Annotated in this window: 23 protein-coding genes and 1 riboswitch; of the genes, 4 read left to right on the top strand and 19 right to left on the bottom strand. The window is 48.2% G+C overall.

Annotated elements, in window-relative coordinates; genetic code table 11:
* Positions 1-66 precede the first annotated feature (66 nt).
* From AB3N00_RS00940 to AB3N00_RS00895, 10 genes are all read right to left on the bottom strand, one after another.
* Positions 67-1,437 (bottom strand): ABC transporter substrate-binding protein, encoded by a 1,371-nt coding sequence (locus tag AB3N00_RS00940; protein ID WP_413032872.1) that lies wholly within the window; start codon positions 1,435-1,437, stop codon positions 67-69.
* 183 nt (positions 1,438-1,620) lie between these two features.
* Entirely contained in the window at positions 1,621-3,264 is a 1,644-nt protein-coding gene (locus AB3N00_RS00935; protein WP_413032871.1) for a response regulator, read from the bottom strand.
* Positions 3,261-4,940, bottom strand: coding sequence for a sensor histidine kinase (locus tag AB3N00_RS00930; RefSeq protein ID WP_413032870.1), 1,680 nt, complete (start codon positions 4,938-4,940; stop codon positions 3,261-3,263). The genes AB3N00_RS00935 and AB3N00_RS00930 overlap by 4 nt, the downstream gene beginning before the upstream one ends.
* Before the next feature lie 471 nt (positions 4,941-5,411).
* Positions 5,412-5,508, bottom strand: a riboswitch (glycine riboswitch).
* A gap of 137 nt (positions 5,509-5,645) precedes the next feature.
* Positions 5,646-7,124, bottom strand: a complete 1,479-nt coding sequence (locus AB3N00_RS00925) for a M20 family metallopeptidase (RefSeq protein ID WP_413032869.1) — start codon at positions 7,122-7,124, stop codon at positions 5,646-5,648.
* Between the two features lie 95 nt (positions 7,125-7,219).
* Entirely contained in the window at positions 7,220-8,203 is a 984-nt protein-coding gene (locus AB3N00_RS00920; protein ID WP_413032868.1) for an ABC transporter ATP-binding protein, read from the bottom strand.
* Between the two features lie 38 nt (positions 8,204-8,241).
* Complete coding sequence (locus AB3N00_RS00915) at positions 8,242-9,891, bottom strand: ABC transporter substrate-binding protein (RefSeq protein WP_413032867.1); 1,650 nt, start codon at positions 9,889-9,891, stop codon at positions 8,242-8,244.
* 57 nt (positions 9,892-9,948) lie between these two features.
* Entirely contained in the window at positions 9,949-10,848 is a 900-nt protein-coding gene (opp4C, locus tag AB3N00_RS00910) for an oligopeptide ABC transporter permease (RefSeq protein ID WP_413032866.1), read from the bottom strand.
* A gap of 50 nt (positions 10,849-10,898) precedes the next feature.
* Entirely contained in the window at positions 10,899-11,849 is a 951-nt protein-coding gene (locus AB3N00_RS00905) for an ABC transporter permease (protein WP_413032865.1), read from the bottom strand.
* Between the two features lie 22 nt (positions 11,850-11,871).
* A complete protein-coding gene (locus AB3N00_RS00900) occupies positions 11,872-12,870 on the bottom strand; it encodes an ABC transporter ATP-binding protein (RefSeq protein ID WP_413032864.1) in 999 nt (332 codons plus the stop codon).
* Positions 12,867-13,871, bottom strand: coding sequence for an ABC transporter ATP-binding protein (locus tag AB3N00_RS00895; RefSeq protein ID WP_413035154.1), 1,005 nt, complete (start codon positions 13,869-13,871; stop codon positions 12,867-12,869). Before AB3N00_RS00895 ends, AB3N00_RS00900 begins: the two co-directional genes overlap by 4 nt.
* A gap of 378 nt (positions 13,872-14,249) precedes the next feature.
* On the opposite strand from AB3N00_RS00895, the gene AB3N00_RS00890 reads away from it, so the two are divergent.
* A complete protein-coding gene (locus AB3N00_RS00890) occupies positions 14,250-14,990 on the top strand; it encodes a response regulator (RefSeq protein WP_413032863.1) in 741 nt (246 codons plus the stop codon).
* A 3-nt stretch (positions 14,991-14,993) separates the two neighbouring features.
* Entirely contained in the window at positions 14,994-16,766 is a 1,773-nt protein-coding gene (locus AB3N00_RS00885) for a sensor histidine kinase (RefSeq protein ID WP_413032862.1), read from the top strand.
* A 184-nt stretch (positions 16,767-16,950) separates the two neighbouring features.
* Here AB3N00_RS00885 and AB3N00_RS00880 read toward each other — a convergent pair whose 3' ends face one another.
* On the bottom strand, positions 16,951-17,517 hold the full coding sequence (locus tag AB3N00_RS00880; RefSeq protein ID WP_413032861.1) for a sugar O-acetyltransferase: 567 nt from the start codon (positions 17,515-17,517) through the stop codon (positions 16,951-16,953).
* A 158-nt stretch (positions 17,518-17,675) separates the two neighbouring features.
* Positions 17,676-18,275, bottom strand: a complete 600-nt coding sequence (locus tag AB3N00_RS00875; RefSeq protein ID WP_413035153.1) for a TetR/AcrR family transcriptional regulator — start codon at positions 18,273-18,275, stop codon at positions 17,676-17,678.
* Between the two features lie 156 nt (positions 18,276-18,431).
* On the opposite strand from AB3N00_RS00875, the gene AB3N00_RS00870 reads away from it, so the two are divergent.
* Positions 18,432-19,196 (top strand): carboxymuconolactone decarboxylase family protein, encoded by a 765-nt coding sequence (locus AB3N00_RS00870; protein WP_413032860.1) that lies wholly within the window; start codon positions 18,432-18,434, stop codon positions 19,194-19,196.
* Positions 19,197-19,231: 35 nt separating this feature from the next.
* Positions 19,232-19,645: a cupin domain-containing protein gene (locus AB3N00_RS00865; protein ID WP_413032859.1), complete on the top strand. Its 414-nt coding sequence runs from the start codon at positions 19,232-19,234 to the stop codon at positions 19,643-19,645.
* Positions 19,646-19,879: 234 nt separating this feature from the next.
* On the opposite strand, the gene rbsB is transcribed toward AB3N00_RS00865, so the two are convergent.
* The 7 genes from rbsB to AB3N00_RS00830 form a co-directional block, all read right to left on the bottom strand.
* Complete coding sequence (rbsB, locus tag AB3N00_RS00860) at positions 19,880-20,812, bottom strand: ribose ABC transporter substrate-binding protein RbsB (RefSeq protein WP_413032858.1); 933 nt, start codon at positions 20,810-20,812, stop codon at positions 19,880-19,882.
* Positions 20,813-20,826: 14 nt separating this feature from the next.
* Positions 20,827-21,798 carry an ABC transporter permease subunit gene (locus AB3N00_RS00855; protein ID WP_413032857.1) on the bottom strand — a complete coding sequence of 324 codons (972 nt, stop codon included), beginning with the start codon at positions 21,796-21,798 and terminating at the stop codon, positions 20,827-20,829.
* A 1-nt stretch (position 21,799) separates the two neighbouring features.
* Entirely contained in the window at positions 21,800-23,281 is a 1,482-nt protein-coding gene (locus AB3N00_RS00850) for a sugar ABC transporter ATP-binding protein (RefSeq protein ID WP_413032856.1), read from the bottom strand.
* 14 nt (positions 23,282-23,295) lie between these two features.
* A complete protein-coding gene (gene rbsD, locus AB3N00_RS00845; RefSeq protein WP_413032855.1) occupies positions 23,296-23,697 on the bottom strand; it encodes a D-ribose pyranase in 402 nt (133 codons plus the stop codon).
* Positions 23,694-24,575: a ribokinase gene (gene rbsK, locus AB3N00_RS00840; protein WP_413032854.1), complete on the bottom strand. Its 882-nt coding sequence runs from the start codon at positions 24,573-24,575 to the stop codon at positions 23,694-23,696. Before rbsK ends, rbsD begins: the two co-directional genes overlap by 4 nt.
* Positions 24,568-25,557: a LacI family DNA-binding transcriptional regulator gene (locus tag AB3N00_RS00835; protein ID WP_413032853.1), complete on the bottom strand. Its 990-nt coding sequence runs from the start codon at positions 25,555-25,557 to the stop codon at positions 24,568-24,570. Before AB3N00_RS00835 ends, rbsK begins: the two co-directional genes overlap by 8 nt.
* Before the next feature lie 263 nt (positions 25,558-25,820).
* Positions 25,821-26,303, bottom strand: coding sequence for an EVE domain-containing protein (locus AB3N00_RS00830; RefSeq protein WP_413032852.1), 483 nt, complete (start codon positions 26,301-26,303; stop codon positions 25,821-25,823).
* Between the last annotated feature and the right edge of the window lie 16 nt (positions 26,304-26,319).

The raw sequence follows: 26,319 nt of genomic DNA, 5'->3' as shown, positions 1-26,319 counted from the left end.
CTCTCAACTCCTTGTATTTCTTAGCATTTAGGAAAGGATGGAACAAATCCATCCCCGTGACAACATCTACTTGGCGTACTTTCCAGCAAGATTGAGAGGGTTAAAATCAGCGATCGGTTCTGCCTTCACTTCCCCATTTGCGATGGCTGCATCTAAGGCGGCATTATACCGTGTATTTAAATCGTTTATGATGTTATCCAGGTCACCACCGCTAAGCATATATGTGAAGAAGGCATCGTCTGATTTTATGCCTTGAACGGGCACTGCCGGATAAACCGGCCAGACACCGTCGTACTGGTTGGGGAGAAACCCGTCAATACCTTTCACTTCAGGCTTCGCAGCAACCGCACTAACTACAGGAACCATCGATATTCCAAACCCTTTTTCCTGGTACTGCTGAAGGATGGATTCGTCGTACATGTAGGTCAGGAATTTCCATGCCGCTTCTTTATGCTCCGACTCTGAGCTGATGGCTAGCCACTGTCCACCCAAGAAGCCCGATGCCCCATTGAAATGTCCATCGATGGATGGAACAGGTGCGGCAGCCCAGTCAATCTTCGCTGGAAATTGGGATTGATAGACTCCAGCTTCAGCGGAAAAGGATAAATACATACCGATTTTCCCTTCCGCAAACTGAGCGCGCAGCGGGTCAATATCAAGTGATTCGACGCCTGGAAGCATACTGCCGTCGTCTTTTATTTTTTTGAAAGCCTCGATAATGGGTTTAAAACCACTGAAGTCATAACGGGCCGTCTTAAAGTCATATCCAAAGCCTCCGTAACCACTCACCTCTGCAATCACCCGTGCGGATCGCCCGAAAGCACTGGAGGGACTCTTGAAATTTTGAGCGAACCCGTAGGCTCCGTTAGCCTTACCCACTTCAGTTATTTTCTTGGCAGTATCGACGAGCTCATCCAATGTGGTGGGCGGTGTTTCTATGCCCGCTTTGGCGAAAAGCTCTTTATTATAAATCAGGCGCATCGTTGTGCCGTAGTTCGGCAGGCTGTAGCGTTTACCCTCAAAACTGTTCAGATCCTCCATGACCGGGAACTTATCCTTCATTTCGTCCGTCAGAAACTCGTCGATCGGAGCAAGAAACCCTTTTTTATAGAAAGTCTGTATGGTATTCTCCTTCACGCGAATAACATCCGGCGGCTCGGAGGTCTGGTAGGACATATCCAGCGCTTGATCGAAGTCGTCTCCCTTGATGACCAGTTCTACCTCAATATTGTCCTTGTTCGTTTGGTTGAATGTATCGATGGTCTCTTTGACAAATTCAGAATCATGACGATCGCCAGTCCAATACGTTATCTTGGTCTTGGCATTGGCGTCAGACTGCGCTCCTTCATCCGAAGGACTTGGGCTGCCACAAGCTGCGAGACTCCCCATAAACACCAAAAACGTCGCGGATAAGAGCAATTTCTTGCTTATCTTCATCCATGTTACCTCCTTTTTTATCTACAAAACCTCGTTTCTATCTCTCAGTATAAGGGGCACTTCTCGCTTGCATAATGCGGGTAACCACACATCGAGGGCAGGTTTTCAATGAAAATGTTTCCTTCAAAAAAAGCCCTGCATCCAAACAAAGCTCGGAAACAAGGCTTATCTATATAAATGATCTTAATCCAGCAGATCCGTATGCGTACTAACTTTTCCGGTACTGTACAACTTGAACTCAGATGGTGTCATGTTGGTATGCTTCTTGAAAATTTCGCTGAAATAGCGTCGATGCTCGTACCCAAGCTTTTGAGCGATCTCCTGTACCTGATAATCGTCGATCAGCATCTCTTTGGCTTGTTCCATCCGTTGATGAATCACGAATTGCTGGAAGGATATATTCAGTACTTTTTTAAAAAGATTTGAGAAATAGCCGGGGCTAATATTAAACTGCTTCGCGCAAACATCTAAGGTCAGGTTGGTATGCAGATTTGCACAGATGTAATCCTTTGCCTGATATATCAATCTCGTCGATTCGTCTGTGCGCTCCTGTTCAATCCATGAACAAGCTTCAAGGCATATTTCCTTCACCGCATCCCTCAACATCTGGAACGAAACAAGTCCTGAACGCTTCACTGCATTCCATTGTTCTTCCAGTCTTTTCACCCGTTCGTGAGGGAATTGCTCCGACATAACCCTACAGATTTTGGATGAAAGCTCATAACTTAAATTCTCGACCTGCTGTGGTTTGGGAAATGGATCTCGCTGCAACATATCATTGAAGATTTGCTCCAGAATCAGCTGACACTTTTCATGATGCCCGGCGCGTAAGGCGAACAGCAGCTCTTGTTCTGTCGAAGCCGTGTAGTTCAGGAGGGTTTTCTCATTCTCTGGAGTAGGCACATAATTGTTCACACCATCGGTATAGAAATGATACTCGAGTGCATTCATAGCCTGTTGATACGAGTCAGGTAATTCATCTATAGATTGAACACACCTGCCAATCCCGATTGAAATGGTTGAATGCGTAAATTGGTACATATTCACTCGACATGATTCTGAAATTTGTTCTGCCATCTTCATATCCTTGCAATGAACCAGGCAGACAAACCGATTTAATGCTTCACTAAAAACGACGCCACGGGTGAAACTGCTTATCGTTTCCTCCAGAATATTTCGGAGGCTGAAACGGATCAGCTCCACTTCCCGTGCAGGCTGCTGTTTATATTTGTCCATGAAGCGATCCAGTTCCACGATAAAGAGACTGAAATCCTTGGAATCAAGCTGGATCCCAAGTGTTTGCCATCTTAAATATGCGGCAGTTGGATTTGTGCGATGATGAATAACCAGTGACAAGTATTCCTGCTGCAAAATCGGCAAGCTCTTGATCATATTCTGCTTCAGTTCCAAGACTTCTCTCTGCTCCTGCCATTCTTCTAGATAAGCCGCCTTTGCCTTTAATACAATTTGGATGACCTCGTCTATGGAAAAGGGTTTCTTAATGAAATCAAATGCACCTAAACGAATGGCCTGTTTTGTAAAAGAAAAATCAGTATACGCGCTCAAAATCACAATTTTCGTAGAGGGAGAATTTTCGAGAATTTCTTGAGTCATGGCTAGCCCATCCTTTTTAGGCATGCGGATGTCCGTGAGGACAATTTCTGGTTTCTTTTCCTTGACCAGGCGAAGCCCATCCTCACCATCCAGCGCCATACCAACAACCTCTATATGATGTTCCTTCCATGGCGGCTTCTTGGCAATCATGTCAACCACGCTTCGAATGTCATCGATGATGCATAACTTAATCATAGGTCCATCCTTTGTCATGCTACAACCTCCCCTTCGCTAATCGGTATCCATATTTCCGTTCTTGATCCTTTGCCAGGAAGGCTGCTCAGTTCGATTCCGGCTTCTTCGCCGTAAAAGAGATTGAGCCGGTTTACAATATTATTCAAGGCATACCCTTTCTTCGAGACTGGGGGTTGTCGCATCCCCTCCGTCACTTTTTCAACATTCATGCCGATCCCATTATCCTCGAAGCTCAAGCGAAGTAAATTGTTTTCCCTGGTGATTACTAGATAAATTCGACCACCGGAGTTGATGTCCTTAAATCCGTGCTGAATGCTGTTTTCCACAATTGGCTGTAGTAAGATTTTAGGCAAAAGGCAGGTTAGTAACGAATCATCCGTTACGGTAACGTTAAACTCAAACCGTCCTTCATAACATTTTTGTTGGATCAGGCAGTACTGTTTCACATGTTGAATCTCATCCTCCAGTGTGTTCCAGTCTTTGCCCCCGCTCAGTCCGATTTGAAACATCGAAGACAAGGATAAAATCATTTCATTGACCTCATCGTTTTCTCCTAATACTGATTTACAATAGATGGTGTTTAGCGTGTTGTACAAAAAGTGCGGTTCCATCTGTGCGGTTAATGCTCGCATTTCTGCTTTTCTTTTTCCAGATTCGCTCAGTCTTACATCATCGATAAGCCGATTGATTTCATCCAGCATCCGATTAAATTGATAGCCTACCTGAGCTACTTCGTCGGTAGAACGACTTGCAAAGCGTACATTCAGACGGTTGTCTTCGACCTCCCGCATGAGCCGCTGCAGTTTATATAATGGATTCAGCAGTATCGCAGTCAATTTCGTGGATAGAAGCCAGGTAAGAAGGAGAAAGAAAAGCATAATTAAAATGGTAGTTCGTTTGACCCCGTTCATTTGCTCAAGCAGTTTATCCTTCTGCTGAATACCGAACAGGCTCCAATGGTTAACGACGGCCGATCTGGTGTAGTTCACCAGGTAATCGGTTTCATCAAAATGATGAAAAAAAGAACCTTGTGTATCTTCGGAAACATTGTTTAACAGCAGCTTATCTTTCATAAGATTGTGGCTGGAGGACCATGCGGTTCGGATCACTTCCTCCCCTTTCAAATCAATGACAAAATAGTCGCTGTCATCATTTGAGGAATGTTTGTTAACGGTGCCGATTAATCCGCTTTCGTTCACGTTCACCACAATAAATACGTTGGTATTCGAAACGTTATCTAGCGTTCCCTTCGTAACAAAGGACAGCGTACGACTGTTCCCGGTAAAAAACTTGTCGGTGTGCCCCTTGATCCAGACTCCTCCATAGTTCTCTTTTACGTCATAATACATGCTGGATTCATAAAAGGATTGTGTCTGGGAACGGCGCTGCGAGATCGGATAAAAATCCCCAATCGGCGTGGCAATAAGAATGCTTTCGATCAAAGGTTCGTTGAAAGACACCTGCGAAAATACATATTGAAGCTCGGACAAATGCACATAATAATTGGAGATGTCATTACTCTGCACATCCAGCATCATATCCTTAAATGCGTAACTGAACATAAGGGAACGAACGGAATTGGAGATTCCAGACAGTTTATCGTCCAGAATCTGGGTCGTTTTGTTCACGGTCTCTTGGCTGGATTCAAATGCATTCTTTTGAAGCTCCTTCGATGCAATCCAATAGCTTGTCATGCCTACCGCTCCAATTGCAAGCGTTATCATAACCATGAATGACAAACGAACTCTTTGTTTGAAAGAGATACCGTGAAGCCATCGGCTAAGTTTTCCACGTTTCAACTGAAGTCGTCTTATCAAACTTCATCAACCTCTCCTGAAATCCAGACTTTACCCTTGAATTTAACAAACCTATTCGCGGAATATTGTACAACAGATTATCCATTTAGCAACAGGTTATTCGTTTCCGTTATTGTACGCGGCCCGTTCCCATGCCCTCTTTGTGTTAAAAGTGTTGTTTTCTCATCTTCACATTACTAAACAAAAAAAAGACCAGCGTTGACTGGTCTTTTTACTTTAAACTATGACGAGAACATAATCTCTGTAACGTTCAGTTCAGCTTATCGCCCGGCTTCAGCCAATGGAACAGCACAGCCGTATTACCCTCCTAAGGTTGATATATAAAAATGGGACAGTGAACCGGCTTATGCCGTGTTCTCTGTCCCGGTTACCTGAGAATTTAAACGGGCGGCTCCGACCGTTGTATTCCTTTGGTGGCTTGTTCGCTCTCTCCAGAGTTGCGTCGGATGGCGGTACGTTTACCAAAGAGTTTAACCAGCGGCCGGCCAGCCGCTGACTTGCTCTTTCGGTGCCCTGAAGCTTTATTTCGCTTCTGTGGTCTCCTGCTGCCATCGTCATTCGCTATATTCCATTTGGGTGGGATTACACATTCACCGTTGTTTGTTCAGTTGCTGCTCCGCCAGTTCTTTGAGAAAAAGAAAGATTCGGAGGCATCACCTCATCGGGGAACGGGCTAACGTATGACTCTCCCTCCAGCCGTTCCGCCAACTCCGCCTTCGCCATCTCGATGAGTACAGGATCGAGCAGCGCTGCAATGGCAGTGCAGGCCATCGCTTTGCCCGCGAGCAGCATGCCTTTGTGGGCATAGCCGCTCTTGCCCTGCGCAACGGTCTGCCAGGCATGGATTGGCGTCGCGTAAGCCCAGGTCGCCGTGCCGCATTGCGCAGTCGGCACATTCCAACTGACGTCTCCGACGTCCGTCGACGCCGGCATAACGCGCATTGTCTCCATAAGTGGAGCGACGAAGCCCGCAAGAGGACGGGCCGAAAGCATGTCATGGACCCCTTTGCCATTCTGCCGCGATGCACTCGTCTTATCCTCATCCGGGATAACAGCAAAGATCTCTTGGGCGAAGGCCAATTCGTCCTCCGTATAAATGGGAAGCTCAAGCCCACTGAGGAACTCGTGCATTTTGCCTTCCAAGGTCGCATTCGGAATGAGATTGGACGCTCCACCTTCATAGTGATATGACATCTTGGTTCCCGTCATCAGAGCCGCTCCACGAGCAACATCGAGAACCCGTTCGAACAGGTCAGCAACCTGGGAGGATTTCGGCGCCCTAACCAAATAATTCACTTCTGCTTCCGCCTGAACAACATTGGGTGCGAAGCCGCCTGTATTCGTCACGGCATAGTGGATTCGGGCATCCGAAATCATATGCTCACGCAAGTAGTTCACTCCCACGTTCATCAGCTCGACCGCGTCCAGGGCGCTTCGTCCGAGATGGGGTGCGGCTGCCGCGTGGGCACTGCGGCCTGCGAATTTGAAGTGCACATGCAAATTGGCAAGAGAGGACATATGCATGACGACGTTCATCGTGGCAGGATGCCAGCAGAAAGCGACGTCGACATCCTGGAACAAGCCTGATCTGGCCATGTAGGCTTTACCGGATCCACTCTCTTCCGCCGGACAACCATAGTAGCGAACCGTGCCGGAGATTTGATGCTCCTGCAAGTAATTCTTGACCGCAAAGGCAGCCGCAAGAGAACCTGCTCCGAGCAAATTGTGCCCGCATCCATGTCCATTTGCTCCCGGCACAACAGGATCGAAAACCGCAGCTCCCGCCTGCTGGCTAAGGCTCGCCAGGGCATCAAACTCACCAAGAATCGCAATGACCGGGGAACCATTCCCGAAGCTGCCTATAAATCCAGTGGCGAGTCCGGCAACGCCTCTTTCAACGGAGAACCCTTCCTGTTCCAGTTCCTTGCAGAGCAAATCTGCTGATTCAAACTCTTCGAATCGCGTCTCAGCAAAGTCCCATATCGAGTCGCTTACATCAATAAATAAATCTCTCTTCCCTTCGATATACGCGGTAACCTCTTCAATGATCTTCTCATTCATGCCAAACACCTCTCTCCTTCATTTTGGCAAATCTCCATTATTCACGGGCAAAGGATGCAACAGATGCAGCAAATACTCTGAGTACAGGCTATCGGTCAATCAAATGCGAAGCAGGCAACGGCATGATCGTGACCTTTGAGCTCCGGCTCGAATTCGCGACAGATTGCTTTGGCGATCGGGCAGCGCGTATGAAAACGACAGCCACCTGGCGGGCGGACCGGATTTGGTACATCCCCCTGGATGATAATCCGCTTCTGCGAACGAAGCCTTGGATCTGTTACCGGATTCGCACTAAGCAAGGCGTTCGTATAGGGATGCTTCGGCGCCCTGAACAGCTTCTCCCGGCTCGCAATCTCTACGATCTTGCCCAGATACATAACCGCTATTCGATCACTGATATAGCGGACGGCGCCGAGACCGTGTCCGATGAACAGGTAAGCGAGACCCTCCTCCTTCTGGAGCTTTTTCAGGAGATTCAGAATCTGTGCCTGGATCGAGACGTCGAGAGCGGAAACGGGCTCGTCACACACGATCAGCCTGGGGTTTAGGGACAAGGCTCTCGCAATGCCAATTCGCTGTCGCTGTCCTCCGGAAAATTCATAAGGATAACGACTTTTGTCTTCTATTGAAATTCCGACTGTTTCGAGCAGAATATCCACCCGATCCCGAACAGACGAACGACTCTCGAGTCGGTGCGCCAGCAGAGGCTCTGCCAGAATATCACTGATCCTCATCCGGGGGTTAAGCGAGGAGTATGGGTCTTGGAAAATCACCCCTATGCTCGCCCGGGTTCGGCGAAGTTCCCTCTTGCCGAGTTCTGCCAATTCCCGGCCCGCATAGAGAACCCTTCCTTCATAAGGAGTTTCTAGTTGAAGCAGCGTGCGACCGACACTCGACTTACCACAGCCCGATTCTCCGACGAGACCGAGCGTTTCTCCTTCGCGAATCGAGAAGCTGACACCGTCGACCGCCTTGACGTATTCTGTGACCTGCGAGAAAAAGCCCTGCCGGATCGGATAATACGTCTTGAGACTTTCTACGCTCAGCAGAGGTGGTTTCTCCTTTTTCAAACCTGGCATCTACAGCTCCTCCCTGAACCGAAGCTAGTCTTATTCGATCATGGGGTGAACGTCCACTTGGCGACATTGTTCGTCAGGCCAACCGTACTGGTCTCAAGGCCTTTGCCAAGGTCTAGATTTTTGGCCGCAGCATACATTTGCTTGTCAGCGAACAGAGCGATAACCGGAACATCGTCGTGCAGGATTTGTTGAACCTGCTTGTAAATCTCGAAACGCTTGGATGGCTCCAGCTCCTCCGCTCCTTGGACCAGCAGCTCGTCGACTTCGGCGCTCGAATAGTCTGCGATATTGAAGCTGACTCCTGTCTTGAACAGCCCTAGCACGGAGTTCGGATCGAGAATGAATCCGAGATTAATTATCGTCAAGTCATAATCGTGCTTAAGTGCTCTTTGATAGGTTGTCGGAAAATCGAGCTTTGTTACTTGTACCTTCAGACCGACTGCTTTCAGGTTCTCGGCAATGATGTCAGATGCTTGCTCACGGATCTTGTTGCCTGTCGGTACGACGAATTCAATCGTCTGGTTGAAGTCCCAGCCCGCTTCCTCCAGCAGTGCTTTCGCTTTCTCCGGATCGTAGCTGTACAGTGGTATATCTTTATTGTAGTAAGGGTGGTTTTGGCCAAGCATGCCATCCACGAGTTCGCCTTGTCCTTTGAGCAATTGATCTACAATAAGCTGGCGGTTCATGGCATAAGCGATTGCTTGCCGCACTTTTGGATCCGGGAATTTCTTCGTATTAATGAACATAATGTTCGGATTGTTCGCATCGCCGTAGCCCGTGGTCACATTCGCCATATTGGCTACCTTGTCAAAATCCTGCACCGGAATGAGACCTACACCCGGAGAAGTCAACTGTATGTCGCCTGTCTGGAGCTGCGCTGCCAGATTCGTCGCTGGCATCATCTTGATGTAAATATCCTTGATATTCGGCGCACCTTCGTAATATTGCTCGTTCGCGGTCAGTTGAACGTACTGGTCCTTGGCGAATTTGACGAACTTGTAGGCACCGTTGGTGACCGTAGGATTCATCATAAATTCATTCTTGTTCAGGTCCACCGGGGCTACGTCCTTCAACACATGCTCTGGCAGAAAGCGGAAGTACGTGCCGAATTGACTCTTGAATTGATTCGTCTCCATCGGGTTTTTCGTCTTGATAACAAAAGTGTAATCATCAACCTTCTCGTAAAATCCCAGCTCCGTTTGCCCCTCCTCTCTCTTACCGGCTTCGTTCAGTCCAGTGACGAACGTCATGTTGAGGAGCGTCTTCACGTTGACGTCCGTAAACATGCGGAACGTGAACTCGACGTCGTCTGCTGTGAACGGTTCCCCGTCACTCCACTTGGCGTTCTTTTTCAGCTTGATGGTGAAGTTCTGGTTGTCCGTCGTTTCGATTGATTCAGCAAGCTTCGGATCAAATCCATATTCGCTGTTCATGGCAACAAGCGTATCGCTCATCAACGAGTTAACGAAGACACCTGCATTGTCCAAATTGAAGACATCGAATGTTGTCACCGGATTCACAAGACCGATATACAGAGGCTGATCGGAGCCTCCGGAAGCAGAAGCACTCTCGCCATCCGACCCCGGAGACGATGTTGTATTGCTGCCAGAATTCGAACCACAGGCCGTGACCAATACCATTAATAATGTTAATACTCCGCAAATCCAAGCTTTACGCACCCTTTTCATCTGATCTCCTCCACCTAATTATCTTTTAGAATGCCATATTTGACAGATGCCTGTGGTTTATTGTTTAGGGTCGAGTGCGTCGCGCAGCCCGTCACCTACGAAGTTGATGGCGAGCACCGTCACCAGAATCATGATCCCGGGAGGCAGCCAAAGCCAGGGCTGGTCGGTCATGACGCTAATGGATTGAGCGTCCGTCAGCATATTGCCCCAACTGGCGGTCGGCGGCTGTACACCCATGCCCAGGAAACTCAGCCCGGACTCCGCCATGATTGCCGCCGCAACACCAAAGGTCGCATTCACGATGATCGGAGCCAGCGCGTTCGGCAGGATGTGACGGAAGACGATGCGCGGCGTACTGAGCCCCAGGGCGACTCCGGCTTTAACGTAATCCATTTGCTTAAGCGTCAATACGCTTCCCCGGACAAGTCGGGCGATGGACGGCCAGGAGAATAGAGCAAGAACAAGCACGAGCGTCCAGAGTGTTGGTCCAAGCACACTGACAACAACGAGAATAACCATCATGTAGGGGAATGCCATGAACATATCGGTAATTCTCATGACCATCATGTCGACCCAGCCGCCAACATAAGCGGACCAAAGACCGATGATCGTTCCGAACACCACATACAGAGCGACCGTTCCGAACCCGACCGTGACAGCGACTCTCGTCGCGTATAGCAGGCGGGACAGCACGTCTCTTCCCACCTGGTCGGTTCCAAGCCAATGGGAAGATGAAGGCGCGGCAGAAAATTCGGCGGTTACCGCATAAGGACTATGCGGGGATAGCCACGGGGCGAAGATGGCGATGAGGATAAGCAGCAAGGTAACGACAAGCCCGGCGACGGCCAGCCGATGCTTCAGGAAACGCCGGGCCATTTGCCGGAAGACGCCTTCGGGCTTTTCTTGTTGAATGGGAAGAATGACTCCTCTGGCGACTGGGGTTTGTACAGCAGACATCGAGTCCGCCTCCTCTCATTCGTGTTCAATTCGTGGTAATAAGCCTTAACTTAATGATATTGGATGCGAGGATCGGCTACCGAGTAGAAGATATCCGTGAGCAGATTGGCTGCCAGTACGATCATGGCAGCGACCAGGTTCAGGCCCATGATGGTCGAATAGTCGCGGGACATGATCGATTGAATGGTCAACTGACCGATGCCCGGCCATTGAAACAATTGCTCGACAATGACGGCTCCCCCGAAGAGCATCGGAATTTCCATCCCGACAACGGTAATGATCGGAATCAGTGCGTTGCGTAGTGCATGCTTGTTGGTGACAAAAAACTCTTTGAGCCCCTTGGCTCGCGCTGTTCGCAGGTAATCCTGCTTCAGTACATCCAGCATACTGGCCCGGATATAGCGCACTTTGCGTCCGGCAATACCGACAGCCAGTGCTATGGAAGGAAGCACTAAATGACTAATTCGGTCGCCGAACCCTCCTCCTCCACCAAGATCCTCCGTTCCGCCGACGGGAAGCCAGCCCAGTTGAACAGCGAAAATATAAATGCACACGAGACCAAGGAAAAACTGGGGAATCGAGGTTCCAACGAACGAGAGTCCTGTCATGAGGTAGTCAAATTTCGAGTTTTGCCGGACCGCGCTCATAATACCGATTGGCAGCGCGATCAATAGGCCAATAATTAGAGCACAGATGCCGAGCAGCACCGTCTGCCCAAGACGCTCACCGATGAGCGATACAACGGATTCGCTTGTGCTGAAGGAGTAGCCGAGATTGCCGGACAGCAGTTGTCCCAGCCATTTGAAATATTGAATGATAATCGGATCGTTCAATCCAAGCTGCTCCTTACGTAGCTCGAGCAGCTCCGGAGGTGTGTCCGGCGTCATGTACATGTCGATCGGGTTACCCGGCGCAAGGTTGATGATGACGAAATTGATGATCGTAATGCCAAACAAGACAGGGATCGCAATCAGAATGCGGCGAATGACGTAAGTAAGCATATTCTTTCTCCTCTCTTGCGATTTAGCCGGAAGTCAGTGGATAATGACAAGCTGCTGCGTGTTCTCCTCTTTGCAGAAGAGGTTCCTCCACCTTGCACTTTGCTTGGACGAACGGACAACGGGTATGGAATCGGCAGCCTGACGGCGGACTAGCGGGGCTTGGCACATCTCCCTGAAGAACGATTCTCTCCTGTCCACGCTTGAGGGGATCCGGTACCGGATAAGCATTGAGCAAAGCTTGGGTATACGGATGGCGCGGGCTCGCAAAGATCCGCTCCTTCGTTCCGATCTCAACCACCTTGCCAAGGTACATTACAGCGATGCGGGTACTGATGTACTTAACCGCCCCGAGACCGTGAGCGATGAACAAATAGGAGAGTCCGAGCTCCCGCTGCAGCTCCTTCAACAGGTTCAAGATCTGCGCCTGAATGGAGACGTCGAGCGCGGATACCGGCTCATCGCACACGATGAGTTTCGGGTTCAGGGAAAGTGCGCGGGCGATGCCGATGCGCTGCCTCTGACCGCCTGAGAATTCATGAGGGAATCTCTGCTTGTAGCTGCGGGGAATGCCGACCGTGTCAAGAAGGTTATCTATTCTTGCTTCCAGCTCTCCTCCACCGGCCAAACCATGCACCCGCATCGGCTCGGCGAGCAGCTCCTGCACCCGCATCCGGGGATTAAGAGAGGAGTAGGGGTCCTGAAAAATCATCTGCATTTTCGTCCGTTCCCCGCGGAGGTCTGACATTGTGCTTGTCGTAATTTCTTTCCCTTCAAACCAGATTCTGCCTTCCGTTGGATTCTCAAGTCGAATGATGCTCCGTCCGATAGTGGACTTGCCGCAGCCCGACTCGCCAACAAGTCCTAGCGTCTCTCCTTGATACAGCTCCAGCGAAATGTCGTCCACTGCTTTGACACTTCCGACTGTGCGGGACAGCAATCCTCGTTTGATGGGGTAGTACGTCTTTAAGCCTTCGATTTTAAGTAGAGGTTCTAGGGCCACTCTGCGTTGCGCAAGCGTCATATGGCTTCCTCCTCCCGCATCTTCCAGGCACCTGGATCCTGTGCCATCCAGCAGCGCACTTGGTGACCCTCCTGAACCGGCAGCAGCGTCGGCGCTTCGGATAGACATTTCCCTCCGGCAAACTCGCATCGAGTATGGAATCGACAGCCTTTCGGCATGTTCGTAAGTGGAGGAACCGCACCCGGGATGGAGGCCAGCATCTCCTCGGCATCGGTTTCAATGTGGGGAATGGATCTCATCAATCCTTGCGTGTAAGGATGAAGCGGCTTCTCAAACAGGGTAAACACGTCAGTCTCCTCGACCACTTGACCGGCGTACATGACCACAACCTTGTCCGCCATTTCCGCAACAACGCCGAGATCATGGGTGATGAGCATAATCGAGGCACCCATCTCTTCACGGAGCTCCTTCATCAAATTCAGAATTTGCGCCTGAATCGTCACGTCCAGTGCAGTCGTAGGCTCATCGGCGATGAGCAGCTTTGGTTTACAGGACAGTGCCATTGCGATCATCACCCGCTGTCTCATTCCCCCGGATAGAGAGTGCGGATAGCTCTTCATAATCGCTTCAGGGCGGGGAATACCGACCTTTTCAAGCATTTCGACTGCGTATGCTTCAGCAGCCTTGCCCCTCAAATCGGTATGCAGCCGGATGGCTTCCGTCAATTGATTCCCAATAGTGAACACCGGATTGAGTGAGGTCATCGGTTCCTGAAAGATCATCGCAATGTCTCCGCCGCGAATCAAGCGCAACTCGGCCTCAGGCAGCTTCGCGAGATCCCTGTCCATGAACCGAATCTCCCCCTCCCTGATGCTGCCGTTCTTGCCGAGCAGTCTCATGATCGAGAGGGAAGTAACACTCTTACCGCAGCCCGATTCACCGACAATGCCGATGGTCTCCCCCTTATCCAGCTTAAAGCTAACCCGGTCCACCGAAGTGACTTCTCCTTTGTCCGTTTTAAAAACGGTTTTTACGTCCTTAAGCTCAAGCAGCATGCGCAACCCCTCCTTTATCTCAATATTCAATCTGCCACTAAGCATTTATATGTTATATTTGTTTACATATAAATTGTCTCACAAATCTCTTTTATGGAGGGAACTGTGAAATTCCACACTTTTTTCTCTCTTCCCTTGGGGAAACCTACATATTTTTCACAGGACACTTATGCTATATTTCAAATATGATATTCATTTTCTTGTGAACGCCCCCCAACATTTCAATCATGTTTCTTTTCTTGTAACTTTATTTAACGTCAATATGACGATTAATTAAAGACACTTTACATCAGCTTTTGGAATCATTTCTTGGCATCAATGCCTCTGTAAGACCAGAAAGGTATCAAATTTTAAGAATTAATAAAAAAGAAGGGAGTGTGGGCCGTGTACAATCTTCTAATCACCGATGACGAGAGCGAAATTCGCAACGGTCTAAGTAACTATTTCCCATGGCATGAATTCGGTTATCAAGTTGTCGGGCAAGCGTGCGACGGTGAGGGTGCACTCGCCTTTATCCAGGAGCAGCCTGTGGATGTGCTTCTCTGTGACATCCGCATGCCCTCCCTGTCGGGCATTGATGTTGCAGAACGACTATACCGACAAGGCTCGGAGGTCAAGGTCGTTCTTCTAAGCGGCTTCAAAGAATTCGAATACGCGCAGTTGGCCGTACAGTATGGAGTCAAGAGATATTTGACAAAACCTACTAAATATACGGAAATTGCCGAAGTGTTCGGACATCTCCGAAGCGAAATGGACAATGCAAGAATGCCTGTCTCTCCCCCCTCTGCATCGACCGCAGAGAGCAGCCTGGCGGACCAGACCATCGAGAAGGTTAAGGCTTACTTGCAGGATAACTTGTCCGCCGCCACCCTGGAGAACGCCGCAAAGCATGTCTTTCTTAACCCCTTCTATTTAAGCAAATACTTCAAGACCAAGACCGGCGAGAACTTCTCGGATTATGTGACGAAGCTTCGCATGCAGCGTGCGGCCGAGCTTCTAAAGACCACCTACTGCAAGACGTACGAGATCAGCGAAATTGTCGGGTACAGTAACGCAAAGAATTTCACGCGGATGTTCCGGAGCTTTTTCGGCATGACTCCCAGAGAATATCGGAACGAGGAATAACTTATGATCACGACCACCGTCCGCTTTTTCATCAAAAACCTGCTGACCTTCCTTTTGCCCATGCTTATCCCGCTCGTCGTTCTCGGTGCTCTGTCCGCCTTCCTGATCCAGCAGTACGTCGTTCACGGAATTAACAGCAACAATATGAACATGCTTAAGCAGACCAAGGAAAACATTGAACTTCTGTTCAATGAACAGAACTCCCTGAACCTGCATATCATCGCCAGCACGACCCAGTTCATGAACCTGAAGGGCATGCTGAATAAGCCCCTGCCATCGGCAGAGGATTACCAACAACTGGCCGTCCTGAAAAACTTTATCGATTCGCCCTCCATTGCCAGCCCCTATATTGATTCCATCTATATCTATCTAAATAACGACAACCAGCGCTACATTTCTTCCGTTACCGGAGGTTTCATCGAGCTCGGAGAGGATCCCGACCGCTTATGGTATGACACCTATCTAAAGTATGAACATCACGAAGGGATCTGGACGGAAAGCCGGGCGGTTCCGCGCTATAATCTGAACGAAGAGATCGAATATGCAGATGTCATTACCATGTACCGCAATTTCAAGGTGTCCGACGATACCCGTGGCGTTATTGTTCTTAATATCAAGCGGGAGTACATTGAACGCAGGCTGAATGATCTCGCTACCGCAAAAGGGCAATTGCTCGCCGTTGTCGATCAACAGGGCTCTGTTATATTCCGCAATAACGCCCGGTACGAGCTAAGCCCCGAGGAAATGGAACAGGTCATTTCGAGTAAAAGCAACTCTATTACGACGCAAACTCCCAATAATGAAGCCTTGATCAACATGATTTACTCCAAGACCTATGACTGGACATTCATCTCCGTCACTCCGAAGCAATCCCTGTACACCGCACTTCATCGCCTGCTTCGCATCGGAGCTGTGCTGATGGTCATGGCGTTGCTTGCAGCGCTTCTGCTAGCCTTTCATCTGACGAAGAAGAATTACTTGGACCTCAAGATCATCATGTCCATTCTGGGCGCCGCAGAACAAGGCAAGCCGCTCCCTTTACACCGCACTAAGGGAAACAGCGTTTACAGCCAAATCATCCGCAGCTTGCTGCAAAATTTTATTAAGCACAACTACATGCGTGTTCAACTTTCGGAGAGCCAATATAAAACGCAAGCCGCCCAGTTCGCCGCCCTACAATCGCAGCTCAACCCTCATTTTCTCTATAATACGTTGGAGACGATACATTGGAAGGCAGCTGGATATACAGAAGGTCCGAATGAGCTAACGAGCATCGTGGAGCATTTGTCCGATATATTGCGGTATTCCCTGGACGGGCAAAATGGACTCGTGCCGCTTAACGTGGAGATCGCCAATACGAAGAGCTACACAGCGATTCAGAAAACAAGATATGGGGAGCGATTCGACATTTGGTGGGAGTACGACGCTGAACTAGAGAAGTACCAGGTGCCCAAGCTGATTTTCCAGCCGCTGATCGAGAACAGCCTACAGCATGGCTTGAGTCGTTCGGATCAGAAGCTGGCGGTCAAGATCAAAATCCAGCGCTGTGGCAATTGCCTACGCTTGGCCATCGTTGACAACGGCAACGGTATATCGGAGGAGAGAATGGTCGAGCTTCGCACGAAGTTGTTTGGTGATTCGACGGATGCGAAACATATCGGCCTTATTAATACACAGAGAAGAATACAGCTTGCTTACGGTCATAAAAGCGAGCTTCGCATCAAGAGCAAGCCCGGCTGGGGAACGCTAATTGACATTAAGCTTCCAATCAATTAGTTCCCGCGCTGCACGGCTGAGACGTTACCCTATTTTCGCATGTCTTCCGCCTCCAGATGTTTGAGACTACCTGGAGAAAATCCCGGCCCAAACCGCCCTTCAAAACGAAAAAAATACCTAGTTTAGTGACTTGGAATAGGAGATAGTTTTTGCTCTTATGTACAAAAACTCGTCTTCATATCGGTTATTCTTCTATGGTTTTTATCACTTTTGCCGGTATACCAGCCACAATCGTGTTGTCAGGCACATCTTTTGTGACTACCGCCCCTGCGGATACAATGGAATTCTCACCGACGGTTACACCCGGCATAATGGTTGCTGCAATGCCAATCCAGGCTCTTTTTTTGATGACGATGGGAGTTGAAACGGTGGATCTCCTTTGGGATGGTGAGATTGGATGATTAATGGTGACAAGATTGACTTTGGGAGCAATCAACACATGATCTTCAATGGTTATGCCACCTCGATCCATAAACGTGCAGCCCTGGTTGATAAATACTTCTTTTCCCACTCGAATGTTTTGACCATAATCGGTGTAGAACGGTGGCAGCAGTTCAAACGTTTCATCCACTTGTTCTCCCGTTAACTGGCTAAATAAATCCCTAACTTTATTGGTGTTATGGTACCCCGTATTTAATTCTGCAATTAGCTTTTGTGCACGTTCAATAGCTTCGGCAATTTTATAAAAGTCAGGGTCACTGATTGAAATGATTTCTCCTGAACGATCTCTCTCAAAGATATCTTTGCTCATTGCGTTCTCCCTTCAACTTTCTTTATAGAGTAGTAAGTATTTTTACCGTACCACTTCGATCTAACTCTAGGTCAACATCTATTTTGATGTACTACTTGTATAAGAACTAATATCCTTTTTTTTCGAATTTATCGATGTTCTAAATCTTCATTCACGGATTAGATAATGGTCAGGTTCCGATCTAACAAAGATCCTACCTGCTCTGCTACGACATGCGTGGGCTCGTGTAATTCACTTGTGAACCAGGCTTCTATGATTTCAACGATAGCTGCCGCAAAGAACCTAAGGAGCAATTCTTTGCTTAATCCTTGGTTTATGCCTTTGGTTACATCTACTTCTCCTTCCAACTCCTCCATAACAAATTTCAGAAAATGACCCCGAAATAGGGGTGCTCCTTTTTTCGTCAACAACGTTGAGAAAAACGTATAGTTCTTTTCAAAGTATTCAAACCATATCAAATTACCCTCCTCAAATGACAATTCAGATGCTGATTCACACAACGCTCTTAGTTCATGGATATGTTCTTCTATAAGCTTATCGAGCAAATCAAATTTATCCATGTAATGATGATATATCGTTCTCCGGCCAACATTGGCTTGATCCGATATGTCTTGGATCGTTATATGGTCAAAATCCTTCTCGGACATCAGCTCGATTAAAGCCTTTTTTATTGCTTCTTGAGATTTTACGACTCTTCTATCCTTAACACCCATTCCAATCACACCAAACTTTCCACAGGTTTTATGACACGATTTCATCAAAATGTGCCAAATGGCACGATTCCTGGCCATTTGTTTATTGTAGTGATTCTATTTGCGACTTATATTATACACAGATGTGCGATATCGCATCCATATGCAATTCATCCTTGGTATGTCAACCTTGGACAATGATAAGGATTAGGGAGGCAAACTATGGATCGAGCCAGCAAGTCCCAGGAAAAGTTCCAGCAGCTATTTGGTAACGACGAAACAGGTCTGAATCTCACAGATCCTGATTTTCATGATATTTTAAACAGATTTGTCTATGGTGAGGTGTATAATCAAGGACCCTTAGACGATAAGCAACGTGAACTAATAACTTTGGCCGTACATGTCACCAATCAGACTATACCTCAGTTCAAGGCACATATTAGCGCAGCTCTGAACGTCGGACTGTCACCGATTGAAATGAAAGAAGCCGTTTACCAGTGCGCTCCTTACATTGGATTCCCCAAAACGTTGAATGCTATTTCAGAAATGAATGAAGTGTTCAAATCCAAATGTATTTCATTGCCGCTTGAAAGCCAGAAAACTGTCGATGAAGAGCATCGTTTAGATAGAGGACTTGAGGTACAGAAGGAAATTTTCGGTGATGTGATCGTAAAAATGCGCGAAAGTTCACCACCAAATCAAGGACACATACAGGACTATCTGTCTGCTTTTTGCTTCGGAGATTTCTATACCCGCAGTGGAATTGATCTGAAAACACGGGAGCTGCTTACACTTTGCATAATCAGTGCATTGGGTGGTACTGAAAGTCAAGTTAGGGCACATGTACAGGGAAACAAAAATGTGGGCAATGATAAAGAGCTATTAATTGCTGCCATAACCCAATGTCTTCCTTATATCGGCTTTCCTAGAATGCTAAATGCACTAGCCTGCATCAATGAAGTAATTACCGAAAACGAATATAACTAGATAATTGGAGTAAAACCATTGGAGGGAATCAAGAAATGACAAAGCACGAAGCAGTCAAAAATGGCACTATTTTTCCGATCGGAGAGAAAAACGAAGCATACGCACAATACTTCGTGGGACAAAGCTATCTCAAAACATTGATCGCTGATCCCAAAGTGAATGTCGGTGTTGGGAATGTGACCTTTGAGCCAGGATGTCGAAATAATTGGCATATCCATCGAGATGGATTTCAACTATTATTGGTTACTGGCGGAGAAGGTTGGTATCAGGAGGAAGGGAAACCTGCCCAATTCCTAACCGCTGGCGATGTTGTTGTCACTCATGATGGTGTCAAACACTGGCATGGGGCAGCAAAAGATAGCTGGTTCGAACACATTGCCATCACGGCAGGTACGCCAGAATGGTTGGAACCTGTTTCAGATGAGATATACGAAAAAGCAAGCAAATGAGTGCAAAGTGTGATGATTTTAAAGGCTGCATTTAGTATTCAAAAAAATATATGATACGTATCTGAACGGAAATGACATCAGTTCTTAGTCCACCAACACGGGACAAGAACTTGATGTCATTTAATATTCTATTCCGTCTTCCGAACAAGTGGAATTCGGAGGTATCACCAACTGGAACCGAGCATAAAAAAGAATCCCGCCCTGGCGCTGAGCCAAAGCGGGATGTCTTAAATACTAGTTGTTTGCGTTTTCCTTGGTCACCAGCTTCAATTCAGCCGGAATGGATTTCTCTACCTGCTTACCATCCAGTACATCGAGAGCAGCTTGCACTGCCAGCTGGCCAATCAGAACCGGCTGCTGAGCAACTGTGGCGGTCAACTTTCCGTCCTGAATGGATTTGATTGCATCATCATTCCCGTCAAATCCGATGACCGGAATGTCTTTGCCGGAGCTTTGAATCGCTTCGATCGCGCCAAGTGCCATTTCGTCGTTATGAGCAAATACCGCTTGTGCGTCAGGATTGCCCTGGAGCAGGTTCTCCATTACATTCAAGCCTTTGGAGCGATCGAAATCGGCAGACTGTTTGGCAACCACGTTAAGTTTCTGGTCGGCCACTTCATGGAATCCTTGTCCCCGTTCTCTCGTTGCAGAAGCTCCCGGCACACCCTCAAGTTCAATCACTTTCGCGCCTTCGCCGAGCTGTTCAACGAAGTATTCCGCCGCCATTCGTCCACCTTTAACATTATCGGATGCGACAAGGGCCGCTACCTCGCCTTTATCGGCAGAGCGATCCAGCGTAATTACTGGAATGCCCACACTGTTGGCGGATTGAACCGCCGTGGAGATCGCCGCGGAGTCTGCAGGGTTGATCAGGAGTGCATCGACTCCCTGTTGAATCAGATCATCCACATCATTCGTCTGTTTGGCCGAGTCGTTCTGAGCATCAACCACAATTACCTGAATCCCTTGTTTTTTCGCTTCGGCAACTACCCCGTCCTTCAATGAGACGAAAAATGGATTGTTAAGTGTAGAAATCGACAGTCCGATTTTCTTCTCTCCATTGCTTCCAGCGGAGTCAGGCTTAGCCCAACCCGGCGGCTCCAAAGAGCACCCAGCCAGAACGATAATCATCAGCATGCTTACGAGCGTTAAAGTCCATTTTTTCATATTCGCTTCTCTCCTTAAGCCGTTTTCTTGCGGTCCAGCAGGACGGCAATGGCAATTACGACGCCTTTCACAACCATTTGATAAAAAGAGTTCACTCCGAGCAGGTTCAATCCATTATTCAGCACGCCGATAATCAAAACACCGATCAATGTGCCGATGATTCGTCCGCGTCCACCCGAAAGGCTTGTACCGCCAAGTACGACAGCCGCGATGGCATCAAGTTCATAGGACGTACCCGCCGTTGGTTGCGCTGAATTCAGGCGAGATGTCAGAATCGCACCTGCCAGGGCTGCGAGCATGCCTGCCAGGGAGTAGATCATGATTTTCACACGCGTTACTTTGATACCCGAGATAATGGATGCTTTTTCATTGCCGCCGATGGCATACGTTTTGCGGCCAAAGGCCGTTTTATGCAGAATGGTCCACAAAATTACAAAGGTAATCAACATCGTTATGGCAGGTACCGGAATGCCAAGCAGGTAACCACGTCCAAACAGTTGGAACAGCAGGCTGTCGCCCAATCCTGTAATCGGGTTACCGTTTGTATACACAAGCGTTAACCCCCTGAAGATCGTCATCGTCGCCAATGTGGCGATAAACGGCGCCATTCCCCCTTTGGTAATCATCAATCCGTTCACCATACCCATGACACCGCCGAGTGCTACCCCGATAATGATGGACAATATCGGATCAAGTCCGGATAACATCATATTGGCTACAAAGGCACTGGATAGAGCTAGAATGGAGCCGACTGACAAATCAATACCACCTGTCAAGATAACAAACGTCATGCCGAAAGCAATCAGCGCGTTAATCGAGACCTGGCGCAAAAGGTTCAAGATGTTAAGCGGTTCCAAGAAGCTTGGATTTAATATCGATACGATAAGAATAAGAATGATCAAACCGAGCAATGGCCCTAATTTTTGTGTCACGTTTGATAAGCGGAAGCCGCTTTTGGCAGTTTTGTTTTCCTGTAATGTTGTCATTTCACTGTCCCCCTGTGGCCAATGTCATAATGTTTTCCTGCGTTGCTTCTTCCCTGGCCAGCTCGCCAGTGATGCGCCCCTCATGCACAACCGCAATTCGGTCGCTCATGCCGAGCACTTCGGGCAGCTCCGAAGATACCATAATGATCGCAACGCCGCGGTCTGTCAGTTCATTCATCAACTGATAAATTTCGCGCTTTGCTCCTACATCCACCCCGCGCGTTGGCTCATCCAGAATGAGTACGCTCGGACCGATCCCAACCCATTTGGCGATAACCACCTTCTGCTGGTTGCCCCCTGACAAATTCCGGGCCGCCGTTTCCGAGGATTGTGTCTTGATCTGCAGACGCTTGATCAGGGTATCGACGAAATCCTGTTCTTTCGAAGCCGAGATAAATCCTTTGCTTGAGAAGCTAAACAGATTCGGCAGCGCCATGTTCTCGCGAATGGAGAAATCAAGCACCAGGCCTTCATCCTTACGGTCTTCCGTAATAAAACCGATGCCATGTCTGACCGCGTCTGCCGGCTTGCGAATGTTTGCCTTTTTCCCACGGATGATGACTTCGCCACTGTCCATCGCATCCAAACCAAAGATCGCTCTCATGATTTCTGTCCTTCCCGAGCCCATCAGACCCGAGAAACCAAGAACTTCCCCCGCTCTCACGGTGAAGCTGATATCCCGAAACAACCCTTTACTGCTTGCGTTCCGAACTTCCAAAACGACTTCACCATACGAAGGATTCCGGGCCGGATATCGCTCTGTAAGCTCCCGACCAACCATTTTCCGCACCACTTCATCAAAGCTTGTCTGCGGAATCGGTTGTGTATCCACCGTTCTGCCGTCCCGCATCACCGTAATCCGGTCGCAAATGGTGAAGATCTCCTCCATTCGGTGAGAAATATATACGATGGATACCCCATTCTTCTTGAGCGAAGTAATGACGCCAAACAGCTTTTGAATCTCGCGTTCCGTAAGTGCAGCAGTCGGTTCGTCCATAATAATAACCTTGGCATTGGTCATCAGCGCCTTGGCAATTTCAATCATCTGCTGCTGTCCGACAGAGCATTCTCCTGCTGGCCGTTCAAGCGGAACTTGCACGGACAGCTTGGCGAATTGCTCTGAAGCGAGCGCTTTCATTTGTCTCGTATTCAGCAGTCCGAAGGACGATGTCAATTCCTTGCCGATAAAGAGATTATCCAGCACCGTCATTTCGGGCCAAACGTTCAGCTCCTGATGGATAAAAGCGATGCCCTGTTTCTCTGCTTCTTTCGGACTGCCGAAATAGGTTTCCTGTCCGTCGATGGAGATGGTCCCCTGATCACGCTGATGGAGTCCGATCAAAATGTTCATCAGTGTGGATTTACCGGCTCCGTTCTCACCCATCAGGGCATGAACCTCGCCTTCCTTCAGTTCGAAATCCACTCCGCTCAGCACCTGATTGGTGCCAAATGCTTTATGAATGTTTTGCATCTGAATGTGCATAATGCAACCCCCTTTTAACCGAAATGGACACCCGATTGTAAAATGCAATTGGCGTATGGTGTAGCTTCACCTGTGCGAATGACTGCCTTCACCTGCCGGGTTAGTGCTTTGAATTGTTCGTGGCTGATGGAAGCATCTACGGCATGCTCACCGAATCTGTCCGAAATGAACTGCAATGCCTCGGGATTGCCTTCCTTGATTTCTTCTGCCACAATCACTCTCTCAATGACCATATCGTCTGCGATCAGTTCCACAACTTCCTGAAAAGTTGGTGTTCCCAACTTCAGAGCCACATCGATTTTGACTACTCCTTCAGGAACGGGAAGGCCAGCATCCGCAATGGCAATCATGTCCGTATGACCCAAATCAGACAGTACCTTGGAAATGTGACTATTCAGCATGCCGTTTCTTTTCATGACAAACTCTCCTCCACTTCATCTCTCGTCGGCATGCCGCCCTGCGCTCCGAACTTGGTCACGGACAACGATGCAGCACGATTGGCGAAACGTATGCTCTCCTGGAGAGGCTTCCTTTCGGCCAGAGCGACCGCAAATGCGGCGTTGAACGTGTCCCCTGCCCCGGTAGTATCCACTGCCTCCACCTTATAAGTAGGTACAACGATTTCCTGCGCTCCATCAAAATAACGAACACCATTACTGCCTTCCGTTATAAACAGCTTGTTTGGATATTGGCGCAATGCTTCTCCAGGACTCATGCCTTGAAACAAAATCGCGGCTTCATGCTCGTTCGGCGTAATATATGCAGCATTGTCGATGACTTCCTGCGGCAATCTTCTCGCCGGAGCCGGGTTAAGCAGCAGTGGTGTTCCAAACTCAGTGCACATTGCGCTAGCATGAACCACAGTTTCTTCCGGAATTTCCTGTTGAATCAGCACGATATCGGCACTGCGAATCACCTCTGCCGCTTGATCGACATAAGCAGGAGTGACTTCACGATTTGCCGCCTCGACGACTACGATACTATTATCACCTTCCGCAAGTATGATATGAGCCGTTCCACTTTCTAAATGTGTAACCGGTTTCACATTTTGCGTATTTACAGCATTTGCTTTTAGATTATTTAAAATGGCTGTACCGAAAGCGTCGTCGCCTACCCGGCCGATCATCGCAACCTCGGCACCCAGCCTTGCCGCAGCAACGGCCTGATTGGCTCCCTTGCCACCTGGTACGGTTTTAAAGCTGTCGCCAAGCACGGTTTCCCCCGCCCCCGGGCGTCTTGAAGAAGTAACGACCAGATCCATGGAACTGCTGCCGATTACGCATATTTTAGCCATTTGAACTCACCTTTCTCGTTGTGCCCCGTTCGATAAACCCAACAGGTAACTGTATGTTTTTATTCTCAATTGGAGCTTGTTCCACAAGCCCGATAAGTAATCCCGCCGCTTCTCTTCCCATCTCATATGCCGGTTGACGGATGGTGGATAATCCCGGCGATAACAAGCTGCTCATCGGAATATCGTCAAAGCCAATCACTTGCACGTCATCGGGAATCTTTCGTCCGATTCGCGCTGCCTCATGCAGTACCGCCATGGCCGCGATGTCATTACTGGCAATGATCCCATCCGTGTCTGAGTATTTTCTGAATAGCTCTTCTGCCCATAACCCGGCTTCGTTAAAAGAAAAAGAGGTCGTCTGGATTACGCGGTAATCCAAACCGGCGTCCCGGATGATTTCAATGGCTCCTTCGAAACGATCCTGTGCTGGCCTGATATGTGAAGGTCCCTGCATAACCGTAATCCGCCGGCTTCCGCGCTTGATGATCTCTCTGGCAGCCAGTCGTCCGCCCTCTCGACCGTCCGCATACACGGATGGACTATCCAGTGAAGTCCTGTCCAGAAACACAACCGGAATCTTCAGGTTTTCATATATTGAAGAATGAGGATAGTTCGTTGAAGAGATCACACCCACCACGTTATTTTGGATAAACGTCTGGATGTAGTCCTGTTCCTTCCGTTCATCCTCATCGCTATTTCCGAAAATCAGTCTGAATTCCTGCTCCTGCATCCGATCCTCTACGCCGCGGGCCAACTGCGGGAAGTAAGGGTTTGCAATATCCGGCAGCAGCAGACCAATCAGTTTGGACTTACGCTTATATAATGAGCGAGCCACTTCATTGGGGGAGAAGTTAAGCGCCTTCACGGCATCTTCTACTTTCTTGCGGGTATCCGCATGAACATAACCCCTGTCATTAATGACCCTAGATACGGTGGCTACCGATACGCCAGCCAGATTAGCTACGTCTTTAATTGTTTTCATAAGCTTGTTCTCCTCTATGTGTAACCGGTTACAGACATTAAATTATCATACTTTTTTTATTTTGACAATCATTTTGTTACTGGAAATTTATCCAAGTCAGTCAGAAAGGGAGCTGAAATAGAGGTGCATCAGGGTAAATACTTTTCTCAAATCGGTAAATATATTCAAGCAAATCATACGGCCCGTATCCTTTGAAATTCCAGATCATGGCCGTTTATTTGCTTGCTTAAATATTCTCGAGAGCTTTATCGCAGCGGAATTGTCTAATTCCAGGACACTTTTGGGAGAAGATTATCTTCCAAATATTCCTCTACTAGCATTGAAACAGCAATCGTCTTAAAGTCCTCAGCTCCAATTTCAAAATGACCTCGGCGAAATATAAATCCCCAATTCCGATTTTCGCGTGTAAAAGTGAGTTGGTTTAACAAAGATGCAATCTTGACTTCTCGACATGGAAAATAACGGACATCACGACGGAAGGGTACAAATGATTCTGACATCTGATGTTTGTAAATTCTGTCATCCACAACCTGACCAATTGCGGTAAACGCTTGAAGTGGCTTCCCTTTTGACATGTCTGAACGTGGAGAATAGTATATCAGCCAATCATTTGGTGCCATTTGACGTAAGGGGGCTGACTTGCCGTGACACATCTGAGCGAACCCACCCTCTACTGCTGCATTCACATGAGAAGCCGACACAACACCAATCCAATATCTGTTTTTCTGACTTTTTATCATCGACATTATACTGTCCCTACTC

Origin of the sequence: Paenibacillus xylanilyticus (genome assembly GCF_047246825.1) — a bacterium.
Classification (GTDB): Bacteria; Bacillota; Bacilli; order Paenibacillales; family Paenibacillaceae; genus Paenibacillus; species Paenibacillus xylanilyticus_B.
This window is presented reverse-complemented; position numbering and strand designations above follow the sequence as displayed.

Excerpts from the sequence above, each read along its gene's own strand:
- AB3N00_RS00835 (WP_413032853.1), bottom strand. The coding sequence starts at position 25,557 with ATGAAAACAATTAAAGACGTAGCTAATCTGGCTGGCGTATCGGTAGCC.
- rbsD (WP_413032855.1), bottom strand. The coding sequence starts at position 23,697 with ATGAAAAGAAACGGCATGCTGAATAGTCACATTTCCAAGGTACTGTCT.
- AB3N00_RS00875 (WP_413035153.1), bottom strand. The coding sequence starts at position 18,275 with ATGAAATCGTGTCATAAAACCTGTGGAAAGTTTGGTGTGATTGGAATG.
- rbsB (WP_413032858.1), bottom strand. The coding sequence starts at position 20,812 with ATGAAAAAATGGACTTTAACGCTCGTAAGCATGCTGATGATTATCGTT.
- AB3N00_RS00855 (WP_413032857.1), bottom strand. The coding sequence starts at position 21,798 with ATGACAACATTACAGGAAAACAAAACTGCCAAAAGCGGCTTCCGCTTA.
- AB3N00_RS00940 (WP_413032872.1), bottom strand. The coding sequence starts at position 1,437 with ATGAAGATAAGCAAGAAATTGCTCTTATCCGCGACGTTTTTGGTGTTT.
- AB3N00_RS00915 (WP_413032867.1), bottom strand. The coding sequence starts at position 9,891 with ATGAAAAGGGTGCGTAAAGCTTGGATTTGCGGAGTATTAACATTATTA.
- AB3N00_RS00930 (WP_413032870.1), bottom strand. The coding sequence starts at position 4,940 with ATGACAAGCTATTGGATTGCATCGAAGGAGCTTCAAAAGAATGCATTT.
- AB3N00_RS00885 (WP_413032862.1), top strand. The coding sequence starts at position 14,994 with ATGATCACGACCACCGTCCGCTTTTTCATCAAAAACCTGCTGACCTTC.
- AB3N00_RS00900 (WP_413032864.1), bottom strand. The coding sequence starts at position 12,870 with ATGACGCTTGCGCAACGCAGAGTGGCCCTAGAACCTCTACTTAAAATC.
- AB3N00_RS00850 (WP_413032856.1), bottom strand. The coding sequence starts at position 23,281 with ATGCACATTCAGATGCAAAACATTCATAAAGCATTTGGCACCAATCAG.
- rbsK (WP_413032854.1), bottom strand. The coding sequence starts at position 24,575 with ATGGCTAAAATATGCGTAATCGGCAGCAGTTCCATGGATCTGGTCGTT.
- opp4C (WP_413032866.1), bottom strand. The coding sequence starts at position 10,848 with ATGTCTGCTGTACAAACCCCAGTCGCCAGAGGAGTCATTCTTCCCATT.
- AB3N00_RS00880 (WP_413032861.1), bottom strand. The coding sequence starts at position 17,517 with ATGAGCAAAGATATCTTTGAGAGAGATCGTTCAGGAGAAATCATTTCA.
- AB3N00_RS00870 (WP_413032860.1), top strand. The coding sequence starts at position 18,432 with ATGGATCGAGCCAGCAAGTCCCAGGAAAAGTTCCAGCAGCTATTTGGT.
- AB3N00_RS00865 (WP_413032859.1), top strand. The coding sequence starts at position 19,232 with ATGACAAAGCACGAAGCAGTCAAAAATGGCACTATTTTTCCGATCGGA.
- AB3N00_RS00925 (WP_413032869.1), bottom strand. The coding sequence starts at position 7,124 with ATGAATGAGAAGATCATTGAAGAGGTTACCGCGTATATCGAAGGGAAG.
- AB3N00_RS00905 (WP_413032865.1), bottom strand. The coding sequence starts at position 11,849 with ATGCTTACTTACGTCATTCGCCGCATTCTGATTGCGATCCCTGTCTTG.
- AB3N00_RS00830 (WP_413032852.1), bottom strand. The coding sequence starts at position 26,303 with ATGTCGATGATAAAAAGTCAGAAAAACAGATATTGGATTGGTGTTGTG.
- AB3N00_RS00935 (WP_413032871.1), bottom strand. The coding sequence starts at position 3,264 with ATGACAAAGGATGGACCTATGATTAAGTTATGCATCATCGATGACATT.
- AB3N00_RS00920 (WP_413032868.1), bottom strand. The coding sequence starts at position 8,203 with ATGCCAGGTTTGAAAAAGGAGAAACCACCTCTGCTGAGCGTAGAAAGT.